A 13,057-nucleotide genomic window follows, 5' to 3' on the forward strand; every position below is an offset into this window, starting at 1 on the left:
AACAAAACCTGTTAACATAAACCTAACATAAATATTACCTGTTGATAAAGGAAGCGTAACACACCCGTAACCCACCTGCTAGAAAATGTGATGATATTTGCAGCGAACAAAATAAGATTCAAAACTAACTCGATTAACAATGAAAAAATTCTTTTTAAGCGTAGCATTCGCAAGTGCACTACTAGTAAGTTGTGGAGATGATGACCAGCCGATAGTTATCACTGAAACTCCAACTGAAACTCCAACTGAAACACCAGATGATACTGTAGATGCTACACTTTCTGGTGAGATTAATGAAGATCTTACGCTCACGGCAGATACTATCTGGGAGCTAGACGGTCGTGTAACGGTTACTGCTGGTAACACGCTTACTATAGAGCCGGGAACAATTATAAAAGCTTTTGCAGGACAAGAGGCAAACGCATCTGTTCTTGTAATCGCAAGAGGAGGAAAAATTGAAGCAAACGGAACTGCAGCCGCACCTATCATTATGACATCCGCTGCAGATGGTATTTCAATAGGACAAACTGTAGGAACCCTTGATGAAAACACTCGTGGTTTATGGGGAGGTCTTATCGTATTAGGAAGAGCACCTATCTCTGAAGATGGTGATATAGAAGCAACACAAATTGAAGGTATCCCTGCAGATGATACAAATGGTCTTTACGGAGGTACTGATCCTGCAGATGATTCTGGAACTATATCTTATGTTTCTATCCGTCACGGAGGAACATTAATAGGAGAAGGAAACGAAATTAACGGTCTTACGCTAGGTGGTGTAGGTACAGGTACAACTATAGATCACGTAGAGGTTGTAGGAAACGTTGATGACGGAGTAGAATTCTTTGGAGGAACAGTAAACGCTTCTAACCTATTAGTATGGGCACAAGGAGATGACGGTATAGACATCGACCAAGCTTATTCTGGAACAGTTACAAACTCTGTAGTAGTAGCTGGAAACATTTCTGATCACGCACTTGAAATAGACGGACCAGAAGGATCTTTAAACGGTGCTTTTGTAATAGATGGTCTTACTATTATAGGTAGCGCTGATGCTTCAAATGGTGAGTATGCAGATTACCGTGATGGTGCTCAAGGAGCAACAAACAACGTATATGCTACAGGATTCCAAGATGGTAAAGATGTAGAGCTTGACAACAATGGAGTTGCTCAAAACTACATAGACGGTTTAGTAAGCTTCTCAAACTGGGTAATAAACGGACCAGCAGAGGCAAACAGCATCTTTGTAGAAAAAACTGGAGACGGTGAGTCTACAATAATCACTCCTTCATTTACAGATCAAGCTGCAGACTGGGCAACAACAGGAACATCTGGTGGTGCAGACCTTACAGTATTTGGATGGACATTTGCAGCAGCAAGTACATCTGGTGTGATTGACTAATTAATATAATATTACAATACACCAAAATTATCAATTGAGATTTGCCCGCTAGTTATAGCGGGCAATCTTATGAATTATAACACCTATGAAAACTTTAATTTATTCATTCTTTCTTTTAGTAACTGCCATAAGTTTACAAGCTCAAACTGGTACCATTGCAGGTACTGTAAATGACGGTCAACTTAATGACATTTTACCATTTGCAAACATCCTCGTTCAAGGAACTACTAAAGGAACCACCTCAGACTTTGATGGTAAATACACACTGGATGTCGAGCCAGGAACGTATGTAATCGAATTCTCGTTTGTGGGATACACTACACAACAAATTTCTGAAGTTGTGGTAAAAGAAGGAAAAACCACTGTACTAGACGTAACACTTTCTGGAGCGTCACTAGACGAGGTTGTCATCACAACTACTGCACGTAAAAACACAGAACAATCTGTTTTGAATCTACAGAGAAAATCTGTGCAGTTACTAGATGGTCTTTCATTAGAAAGCATCAAAAAAAGTGGAGCAAGTAACGTAGCCTCTGCTGTACGTAATGTACCAGGAGTATCTGTTCAAGGAGGTAAATATGTTTATGTACGTGGTCTTGGAGATCGCTACACAAAAACAATACTTAATGGTGTAGATGTACCAGGTCTAGATCCAGACCGTAATACACTACAACTAGATATCTTTCCATCATCACTACTTGAAAACATTATCGTAGTAAAATCATCTACTGCAGATCAACCTGCAGATTTTACAGGTGGAGTTGTAGATATTGTAACGAAAGACATCCCTAACGGAAAGCAGTCTAGCGCATCTATTGGGCTGGGTTACAATCCAGACTTTCACTTTAACAGTAATTATATCACTAACGAGTCTAGTGGTACTGACTTTTTAGGCTTTGACGACGGTTTACGTAGTAATCCTTTTAATGAGAACCAAGAATTCAACTTTCCTACTACCACGCCAAATACGGCAGAATTTCTTGCTGGAAGACTTAACCCTACCCTAGCAGCAGCACGTGAAAATAGTGGTGCAGATATGAGCCTGTCATTTACCACAGGTAACTCTTATGATGTAGGTGACAACAAACTAGGTTTTCTTGCTTCTGTTTCTTACAAAAACGAAACTACTTATTATGATAATTATGTAGACGGACAACGTTTTAGAAAAGATACAGATCCTAGTATTTTTGAGTTAAATACGGATAGAACGCAACAAGGTGAAAGAGGAGAAAACAATGTACTTATAAGTGCACTAGGAGGCCTATCTTACAAGACAGACCGCTCTAAGTATCGCTTTAATGTACTACACATACAAAATGGTGAGTCTGGAGCGTCTCTCTTGACACAAACTAACCGTATAGACAACAGTAACACGATTAAAAAAGATGTTCTTATTTACACAGAGCGTGGTCTTACCAACCTCTTTTTTAGTGGTAAACACACTAATGAAGATGCAAGCTGGACTACAGAGTGGAAATTATCTCCTACCTTTTCAAATGTAGATGACAAAGATTTCAGAACAACTCCTTTCTTAATTAATGAAGATTCTGGAGATTTTATTATAAGTCCATCTGAGTCTGGTGATGCTTCACGTTTTTTTAGGGAGCTAGATGAAATAAATGTAGCAAGTAAACTAGACTTAACACGGAAGCACCAACTTTTTGAAAAAGATGCTAAGCTTAAATTTGGAGGAGCATTTACATACAAACAACGTGATTTTACTACAGTACGTTTTTCTACACCATTTAGAAACTTCGACTCCACAATATTAAACGGAGATCCAAATGCTATTTTAGGTCAATATGCTTATAGCGCAACAGACGACTCTGGATTTTTTGTAAGACAAGATTCAAACGAAAATGATTCTTTCGATTCAAATATTAATATCGCTGCACTTTATGCATCAGAAGAGTTTAGACCTTCTAGCTGGTTTACAGCAATTGTAGGTTTACGCGCTGAGAAATTTGATCTTATTTATACAGGTCAAGACCAGAATGGAAACATTTTTGACGAAGAAAAAATCTTAGACAAATTTGATCTTTTCCCTTCAGCAAACTTAATATTTGATATGAATGAAGAAGGTGCTCAAAAACTGAGAGCTTCTTTTGCTAGAACAACAGCGAGACCATCTTTTAAAGAAGCTTCGCTTGCACAAATTTTCAACCCGATTGAAAATGAATTATTTATTGGTAATATAAACTTACAGCCTACCTACATTAATAACTTCGACCTTCGTTATGAGATTTATGGAGAAGAAGAAAAGAAGTTTGGACTAGGTGATTTCTTAGCACTTTCTGGATTTTACAAAAAGTTCAAAGACCCTATAGAACTTACATTCTTTGCAGAGGCTACAGGTCAGGTAACACCAAGAAACTTAGGAGATGCAGAGGTGTATGGAGTAGAGCTTGAGTTACGTAAAAGTCTTGACATTATAGGACTTGACAACTTTTCTCTTAACTTAAATACATCTATCATTGAGTCTAACGAGACGTATAATGAAGATGAACTTATCTTAAGACAAGCTTTATTAAAAGACGGAGAAGACTTAGGAGACGGGCGTGTATTACAAGGTCAATCACCTTATTTACTTAACGCAGGTATTGCTTATGAGTCTAAAGAAAGTGGCTGGAAATCTGGTCTCTTTTACAACGTACAAGGTAAAACACTGGAGATTGTTGCCGCTGGAGAAATTGCAGATGTGTATACACTTCCATTTAACGATCTTAAGTTTAACCTTTCAAAATCATTTGGAGAAGATCAAAATCAAACAATCACCTTCAAAGCAGGTAACTTACTTAATGATGATCGTGAGAGTGTTTTCCAATCGTTTGGAGCACAAGACCAGTTATACTCTAAGTGGAGCCCTGGACAAGATTTTAGCTTAAGCTACAGCTTTAAGTTTTAATCAACAATTATTTGAATTAGCCACAAAAAAAAGGTCTCCGCTATGGAGACCTTTTTTTATATAATATATGGGGAAATATGTTCGCTTTCGCGAAAGCGTAAATATTATCTATTGCTTACTACTCGTGTCCCTTCGTTTTTCCAAGTGTTTACCTCTGCAACTCTAGAATCTCTATAACTAACCTCCGTAAGCTTCTCTGATGACCAGAAAAACCAAGTACCTACTTTTTGACCTTTGTCGTATTGAGCTGTTGCAGTTTTGTTTCCATTACGATCAAAACTTGTCCATTCACCAGTAATTTTACCATCCTTTGTAAAGTAACCCGTCTGACTTACCTCTCCTGTATCAAAATGAATTGTCGCTTCAATGACATCTCCATTTTCTACATATGTGTTTTTTACAACCTCCTCTTGTGCCTGTACAGAAACTACCATTAAAAGTGCTGCCGCTATCATCATTATCTTTTTCATATTCTTCGCTTTTTAATTATTTACTCCGTAAAGATAACCTAAACTTTACCATTAATCAACAATAAGGTAACTTTTTATTTACATAAAATTTACATTAAAGCTATATTTATCTCATTTTCAGTTATTTATATAATTTATTTTAACAATTATAATTTACATACAGACAGATAGTTAGCATTAAAAAAGTCCATTTTACCATCACATTAGTAATAGTAATATTGTTCTTCACGCTATAAAACTTCTTATCTTTCGCACGACTTAACCTTTAGATAATACCTAGGGTTTTTAGATTTAAGATTTTTGCACTTTTAGTCTTTTCAGTACTTTTTATGGATAACATTTACATATTTATGATTGCCGCTCTTGCAATTCTTGCGATTGCAGATCTTGTAGTAGGAGTGAGTAATGATGCGGTAAACTTTTTAAACTCAGCTATAGGATCAAAAGCTGTCACGTTTAGAACAGTGATGATTGTTGCTAGTGTAGGTATTGCCTTTGGAGCCTTATCATCAAGTGGTATGATGGAGGTTGCTCGTAAGGGTATTTTTGACCCTAGTCAGTTTTACTTCAATGAGATAATGATCATATTTATGGCAGTAATGATTACAGATATCATACTGCTAGATATTTTTAATAGTCTAGGTATGCCTACCTCTACTACCGTATCTATTGTATTTGAGCTTTTAGGCGCAGCCGTGGTGATGTCTATTATAAAGATTTCTAACAATAGTGACTCACTCTTACAACTGGGCGAGTATATTAATACTGATAAGGCTACAGAGATCATTTTAGGTATTTTACTCTCCGTCTTTATTGCATTTTCTGTGGGAGCTATTATACAGCTCATTACAAGAGTACTCCTTACTTTTGATTTTCAGAAAAAGGCATCTTGGGTTGCAGCTGTTTTTGGTGGTATTGCCGTGTCTGCAATTTCTTATTTCATCATCATAAAAGGGCTTAAAGGTGCAGATATACTTCCTCCTGCTTTTAGTAGCTGGGCAAATGAAAACCTTATACAATTTCTAGGTGCAAACTTTATTGTGTGGACCATACTATCTTGGGTATCTCACGCAATTCTAAAACAAAACATTTATAGACTTGTTATCATACTAGGAACCTTTGCACTTGCAATGGCATTTGCTGGTAATGACCTAGTAAACTTCATAGGTGTCCCTATGGCAGCATATAACTCTTTTGGAGCGTGGTCTGGCTCTGGTATTTTACCAGATGCTTTTAGTATGGAGCAACTAGCCGAAAAAGTACCTACACAACCTATACTCCTTCTCATTGCAGGACTTATAATGGTGTTAACACTCTGGTTTAGTAAAAAGGCTAGACGTGTAGTAAAGACTTCTGTAGATTTATCACGCCAAGACGAGGTAAAAGAACGCTTTAAACCTAACTGGGTTTCTCAAAATCTAGTACGCCTAGTTATCATCGCAAATACTGGGGTTAATAAAATATTACCTGCTCCTATTAGGAATAGAATAAACAAAAGCTTCACCCCTGTCTTAATGACAAGCACAAAGGCAATAGACGCTCCAGCTTTTGATATGGTGCGTGCAGCAGTAAACCTTGTTGTTGCAAGTGTACTTATCTCAATAGCTACGGGTCTTAAATTACCATTATCTACCACCTACGTTACGTTTATGGTAGCAATGGGAACTTCTCTTGCAGATCGTGCGTGGGGAGCAGAGAGCGCCGTATATCGTGTTGCGGGAGTACTTAATGTAATAGGCGGATGGTTCTTAACAGCATTTAGCGCATTTACAGCGGCTGGTATATTTGCATACCTAATGTACTTAGGAGGTAACCTAGCGATAATAGGTCTTTTTATACTCGCCATAGCTATGCTCGTACGTAACTATATATCTACAAAAAAGAGTAATAAAAAAGCACAAATAGAAGAAGACTTACGTAAAGCAGAAAGCCAGACGATCTCTGGAATTATAGAAGAAAGCGCAGACAATATTGCAAAAACAATCTTACGTACTAATAAGATTTACACCGGAACCCTTAAAGGCCTTGCGAAAAATAAAGTGAGCAGCCTTAAGAAAAGTAGAGCTACTGTAGAGAAGCTCAATGATGAGATAGATGAACTGCGCAACAACATCTTTTACTTTATAAAGAATCTTGAAGAAACCTCTGTACGTGGCTCTAATTTCTACATTGAGATATTAGGCTATCTAGAAGATATCACGCAATCACTTGAGTACATCGCAAAGTCTAGTTACAAACACGTAAATAACAACCACAAGCCACTGCGCTTTACTCAAATCAAAGACCTACAAGAGATAGATAACAAGCTAAGTGAGTTCTTACAAGAAACAGCCACTGCCTTTAATGATCGCAACTATATGCGGATCGAGGCACTTCTAGGTAAGAAGGATGAGCTTTATGGCCAGGTTACAGATAAGATTCAAAAGCAAGTAGAGCGCACGCGCTCTGAGGAGTCTTCTCCTAAAAATACCACTCTTTACTTTGGTTTACTACTAGAGACAAAAGACCTAATTGAGGAAATTCTAAATCTTCTTGATTTATATAATTCAGAGCATAAGAGATCTTAATCTCATAATTTAGTTTACAAAAAGCCCTATACATCGCGTATAGGGCTTTTATTATGTAGGAGATAAGTACGCTTTCGCGAAAGCGTAACAGCACTAAAAACGTTAATGATACGTCAAAACGGCTGTTAATAATACTTAACGCCAGGCTTAATAGACCTTTGTTCACGTAACTTAGTTATCTAACCAAAAAAATAGATATATGTCAGATATAATAAAGGATAAAGAAGACCCAACTGAAGAGTATTTACTTCAAGATAATAAGAAAACTCGTTTTGGAGCTACGTTTATAATCATCACATTAGTGATTCTTATAATCGCCGTAGCAGCGACCTATTTTGTATTAGGATTCTAAGATTAAAACTGTTTAAATAAAAAACGGCTCTCTATAAAATAGAGAGCCGTTTTTGGTTAGTTATGTTTGACGGTTTATGAACCGCACATTAAACAATCGTCATCACCTTCGGCAGCTTTTGCTTGTGCTATGATAGCCTTCATTTCTTCTGGCGTCATAGGGGCTGTGTTAGGCTGCTGTGCAGTTGTTTGCTCTTTAAGTTGTGCTTGCTGTGCTTCATAAGCAGGAGCAGGCTCTTCTAAGCTCATTTGCACTTGCATATCTGCAACGTTTTGCGCGTGTTGAGCGATAGCATCTACCTTAGATATCTCTGCTTGTGGAGCAGGTATAGGTGCTGGTGCTGGTGCTTGAGTTGCCGTAAGCGTTTGTGCAGCTCTTGCCGCTACTTGCTGTTTTGGAGCTGTAGGTGCAGTAACTGGAGCTTCTTTTTTCTTTGCAGAAAGTGTAAATTTCTTAGCATCTACCGCAGATTTTGTACGGAGGTAATACATACCTGTTTTTAATCCGCTTTGCCACGCATAGAAGTGCATAGAGGTAAGCTTTGCAAAGTTTGCCCCTTCCATAAATAAGTTAAGAGATTGTGACTGGTCAATAAAGTACCCTCTCTGGCGAGACATATCTATAATATCTTTCATAGACATTTCCCATACAGTTTTATACAGTTCTTTTAAGTCTGCAGGTATCACATCTATCCCTTGTATAGATCCATTTGCACGCATAATTGCTGCTTTAAGATCATCATTCCAAAGGTTAAGCGCTACAAGGTCTTCTAGTAGGTGCTTGTTTACCACAATAAACTCTCCAGATAGTACACGACGTGTATAAATATTAGAAGTATATGGTTCAAAAGCTTCGTTATTACCAAGTATTTGAGAAGTAGATGCTGTAGGCATAGGTGCTACAAGTAGCGAGTTACGCACACCGTGCTCCATTACTTCTTTACGAAGTGATGCCCAGTCCCAACGACCACTTAATTCCTCATCTTTTATATTCCACAGGTTATACTGGAACTCTCCTTGTGAGATAGGTGATCCTTCAAAACTTTGGTAAGGTCCTTCTACCTTAGCCATATCTTTTGAAGCTGTAACCGCTGCAAAATATAGTGTCTCAAAAATCTCTTGGTTAAGCTTTTTAGCCTCGTCACTTGTAAAAGGTAAACGCAGTTTTATAAATGTATCTGCAAGACCCTGCACGCCAAGTCCAATAGGACGGTGACGCATATTAGAATTTTCTGCCTCAATTACTGGATAGTAGTTACGGTCTATCACCTTGTTAAGGTTCTTAGTAGCGCGTACTGTGATATTGTAAAGTTCTTGGTGGTCAAAAGCACCATTCTTTACAAACATAGGCAGTGCAATAGATGCAAGGTTACATACTGCCACCTCGTCTTCTGAGGTATACTCAAGAATCTCTGTACATAAGTTTGAAGAACGTATTGTACCAAGGTTTTTCTGGTTAGACTTACGGTTTGCAGCATCCTTGTAGAGCATATATGGTGTACCTGTCTCAATTTGAGACTCCATAATTTTCTCCCACAGTTCACGTGCTTTTATAGTCCTGCGACCTCTTTCTTCTTGCTCGTACTTTGTATAAAGCGCTTCAAACTCTTCTCCGTGTACATTAAAAAGATCTGGACATTCATTAGGACACATAAGTGTCCACTTTCCATCCTCTTGTACTCGTTTCATAAACAAGTCTGAGATCCACATTGCATAAAAAAGGTCACGAGCTCTCATCTCTTCTGCTCCGTGGTTTTTCTTAAGATCTAAGAAGTCAAAAATATCTGCGTGCCAAGGCTCCATATAGATTGCAAAAGAACCTTTACGTTTTCCTCCACCTTGATCTACATAACGTGCCGTGTCGTTAAACACTTTGAGCATAGGCACAATACCGTTAGACGTACCATTAGTACCTCCTATATATGCCCCCTTTGCACGTATGTTGTGTATAGATAACCCTATACCTCCTGCGCTTTGAGAAATCTTTGCTGTTTGTTTAAGTGTATCATATATACCCTCTATACTATCATCCTTCATTGTAAGTAGGAAACAAGATGACATTTGAGGCTTAGGTGTACCTGAGTTAAATAATGTTGGTGTAGCGTGTGTAAAGTACTTTTTAGACATTAACATATATGTCTCCTTTGCTGCCTCTAGATCGTTAAGGTGAATCCCTATAGATACACGCATTAACATATGTTGAGGACGCTCTGCTATCTGACCGTTAATTTTAAGTAGGTATGAACGCTCAAGTGTTTTAAAACCAAAGTAATCATATCCAAAATCACGGTTATAGATAATAGTAGAGTCTAGCTCATCTTTGTTATCCATAATGACTTTATACACCTCGTCTGCTACCATAGGTGCTTTTTTACCAGTACGTGGGTTTACGTATTGATACAGGTCTGTCATCACTTCAGAAAATGACTTCTTTGTGTTCTTATGTAGGTTTGATACAGAGATACGTGCTGCAAGCTTTGCATAATCTGGGTGACTTGTAGTCATAGACGCTGCAGTTTCTGCTGCAAGGTTATCTAGTTCACTTGTAGTAACACCGTCGTACAACCCTTCTATAACACGCATTGAGATCTTTACCGGATCTACAAAATCACTTAGCTCGTAACATAACTTCTTTACCCTTGCGGTGATTTTGTCAAACATAACCGGTTCCTGACGGCCATCTCTTTTTACTACATACATACACTTAAAATATTGTGAATTCTCATAAGTTTCCCCCTTTTTGAGAATTCGGTTAGAATTAGGGATGACAATCTCACTTGGAGAATGCATCCATTGGTTAATGTTATGGCGATTACGTGTTGTTACGCTTTCGCGAAAGCGGAAAAGAAAACCTCACCACTATATGTTTTTATCGTAACGTCTTAGAAAGATGCGTCAAAGCTTATAGACTGACCACTACCGTCGTCATCTTTATCTTTTACGACTCCTGCCTTTTGATACTCTCCTACTCGCTTCTCAAAGAAGTTAGTTTTACCTTGAAGTGAAATCATATCCATAAAGTCAAATGGATTTGCCGTATTGTATACTTTCTCACAATCGAGCTCCGTAAGTAAACGGTCTGTCACATACTCAAGGTACTGTGTCATTAAGTTTGAATTCATCCCGATAAGACTTACCGGAAGTGACTCTGTAATAAACTCACGTTCTATATCTAGTGCGTTTACAATAATCTCTGTAATACGCTCTTTTGGCACTTTATTTACAAGGTGGTGATTGTGCAGGTGCACAGCAAAGTCACAGTGTACGCCCTCATCACGAGAGATAAGCTCGTTTGAGAACGTAAGTCCTGGCATAAGCCCTCTTTTCTTTAACCAGTATATAGAACAAAATGCTCCTGAGAAAAAGATTCCCTCTACCGCTGCAAATGCGATAAGACGCTCTGCAAAGCTTGGTGAGTCTATCCATTTAAGAGCCCAGTCTGCTTTTTTCTTAATTGCAGGGAAGTTCTCAAGTGCGTTAAAAAGTTTGTCTTTCTCTACTTCGTCTTTTACGTAGGTATCGATAAGTAATGAGTAGGTTTCTGAGTGTATGTTTTCCATCATAATCTGGAAACCGTAGAAGAATTTTGCCTCAGAGTACTGTACTTCGTTTACAAAGTTTTCTGCAAGGTTTTCATTTACGATCCCATCTGATGCGGCAAAGAATGCGAGAATATGCTTTATAAAATAACGCTCATCATCTGTAAGTTTTCCTTTCCAGTCTACGAGATCTTGGTGAAGGTCTATCTCTTCTGCAGTCCAAAAACTAGCCTCAGACTTTTTATACCACTCCCAAATATCGTCGTGTTGTATTGGAAATATTACAAATCTATCTTTATTTTCTGCCAGGATTGGTTCTACGAAACTCATACTTTTTCTTTTAACTATTAATCTTTTTCTTTCTACTTGGGACTAACAAATATCAAGAAAAAAGAGCCGGACGATTCAGAATTAACAGTGTCGTTATTCACAAAGTTTTCAACACAGCCTAATTTTTACTTTTCATAAAAATTTCTAAAAATTAGTACGTAAAATATTGATATTTAGGTAATTAAACTCTATAATAAATCTTATTAACAATTATAATTTTAACGGTTCAAAACTAGCCTAGCAAGGGGTTTTAGGCTTGCTTAGAGCTGTTTTTAATAACGTCTTAATAAGAATTTGCAGAACCCATTTGTAGGTCTGACTAAAAAGAATCATGACAAAAAAAATTCCGTTCAAGAACGGAATTTTTAAAATCTTTTAAGGGTTATTTAATTAATAAAATGAGCAATGAAATCTCAAATTATACTTTGCCAGGCAGTCTTAATGAATTCTTTATTTAAGAAATGAAAGCAAGTGCAAGCAGTAGAATAACAATAATAATGATCGTAATTTTCATAAATAGGTAAGTGTTTATTGGGGTTGCTTATACTACAAATATCGTCTTTACTAACTTTTTCTACTAGGGTCAAAAGCCCCCTTTTTAAAATATGCTTTAAACCACAACTACCTAAAATGCAAAGAGTTGTGTTTATTTCGCTTTCGCGAAAGCGCAAAAAAAATCTCAAACCTATATAGTTTGAGATTTTTATATCAATAATTTGTTAGGCTATAACACCTTATATATTATCCTTTTAAACTAGCAGAAAGGTACTCACGATTCATACGTGCAATGTTCTCAAGAGAAATCCCTTTAGGACACTCTACCTCACAAGCTCCTGTGTTTGTACAGTTTCCGAATCCTTCTTCGTCCATTTGTTTAACCATATTAAGAACACGATCTGTAGCCTCTACTTGACCTTGTGGTAATAAAGCAAACTGGCTCACCTTTGCAGATACAAATAGCATTGCACTGGCGTTTTTACAACTTGCAACACACGCACCACAACCTATACAAGTTGCTGCAGCAAAAGCGTCGTCTGCATCTGCCTTTTCAATTGGAATTGAGTTTGCATCTTGTGTATTACCAGAAGTGTTTACAGAAATAAATCCTCCAGCGTGCTGTATACGATCAAAAGCCGAACGATCTACCATAAGATCTTTTATCACTGGGAATCCATCTGCTCTAAAAGGCTCTATTGTGATAGTCTCACCATCTTTAAACTTGCGCATATGTAGTTGACAAGTTGTTACAAGTCGGTCTGGCCCGTGTGCCTCACCATTAATAAACATAGAGCAAGACCCACAGATACCCTCACGACAGTCGTGATCAAATACTACCGGCTCTTCTCCCTCACTGATGAGCTTATTGTTAAGCACATCCATCATCTCTAAGAAAGACATATCTCCATCGATACCATCGATAGGGTATGTCACCATTTGTCCTTTAGCTTGTGCGCTTTTTTGACGCCAAATTTTTAACGTTAGTTTCATATATC

At 37.6% G+C, this 13,057-nt stretch carries 8 protein-coding genes; 4 read left to right on the forward strand and 4 right to left on the reverse strand.

The window, feature by feature from the left end:
• Positions 1-139 precede the first annotated feature (139 nt).
• Together ABVM49_RS02700 and ABVM49_RS02705 are read left to right on the forward strand one after the other, a co-directional pair.
• Positions 140-1,402 (forward strand): hypothetical protein, encoded by a 1,263-nt coding sequence (locus ABVM49_RS02700; protein WP_405202918.1) that lies wholly within the window; start codon positions 140-142, stop codon positions 1,400-1,402.
• Positions 1,403-1,487: 85 nt separating this feature from the next.
• Positions 1,488-4,307 carry an outer membrane beta-barrel protein gene (locus tag ABVM49_RS02705; protein WP_405202920.1) on the forward strand — a complete coding sequence of 940 codons (2,820 nt, stop codon included), beginning with the start codon at positions 1,488-1,490 and terminating at the stop codon, positions 4,305-4,307.
• Between the two features lie 104 nt (positions 4,308-4,411).
• On the opposite strand, the gene ABVM49_RS02710 is transcribed toward ABVM49_RS02705, so the two are convergent.
• The gene (locus ABVM49_RS02710; RefSeq protein WP_405202922.1) at positions 4,412-4,777 is read right to left on the reverse strand and encodes a toxin-antitoxin system YwqK family antitoxin; all 366 of its coding nucleotides are present in this window, start codon (positions 4,775-4,777) and stop codon (positions 4,412-4,414) included.
• 329 nt (positions 4,778-5,106) lie between these two features.
• Here ABVM49_RS02710 and ABVM49_RS02715 point away from each other — a divergent pair, with 329 nt between their 5' ends.
• Together ABVM49_RS02715 and ABVM49_RS02720 are read left to right on the forward strand one after the other, a co-directional pair.
• Positions 5,107-7,344: an inorganic phosphate transporter gene (locus ABVM49_RS02715; RefSeq protein WP_405202923.1), complete on the forward strand. Its 2,238-nt coding sequence runs from the start codon at positions 5,107-5,109 to the stop codon at positions 7,342-7,344.
• A gap of 199 nt (positions 7,345-7,543) precedes the next feature.
• Positions 7,544-7,696 carry a hypothetical protein gene (locus ABVM49_RS02720; RefSeq protein WP_169741093.1) on the forward strand — a complete coding sequence of 51 codons (153 nt, stop codon included), beginning with the start codon at positions 7,544-7,546 and terminating at the stop codon, positions 7,694-7,696.
• A 74-nt stretch (positions 7,697-7,770) separates the two neighbouring features.
• Here the strand turns inward: ABVM49_RS02720 and ABVM49_RS02725 are convergent, their stop codons facing one another.
• From ABVM49_RS02725 to ABVM49_RS02735, 3 genes are all read right to left on the reverse strand, one after another.
• Positions 7,771-10,395, reverse strand: coding sequence for a ribonucleoside-diphosphate reductase subunit alpha (locus tag ABVM49_RS02725; protein WP_038598989.1), 2,625 nt, complete (start codon positions 10,393-10,395; stop codon positions 7,771-7,773).
• 182 nt (positions 10,396-10,577) lie between these two features.
• Complete coding sequence (locus tag ABVM49_RS02730) at positions 10,578-11,564, reverse strand: ribonucleotide-diphosphate reductase subunit beta (RefSeq protein WP_038598987.1); 987 nt, start codon at positions 11,562-11,564, stop codon at positions 10,578-10,580.
• A gap of 741 nt (positions 11,565-12,305) precedes the next feature.
• A complete protein-coding gene (locus tag ABVM49_RS02735) occupies positions 12,306-13,052 on the reverse strand; it encodes a succinate dehydrogenase/fumarate reductase iron-sulfur subunit (RefSeq protein WP_035327089.1) in 747 nt (248 codons plus the stop codon).
• Between the last annotated feature and the right edge of the window lie 5 nt (positions 13,053-13,057).

Source organism: Dokdonia sp. LLG6352-1, from assembly GCF_045055815.1.
Classification (GTDB): Bacteria; Bacteroidota; Bacteroidia; order Flavobacteriales; family Flavobacteriaceae; genus Dokdonia; species Dokdonia donghaensis.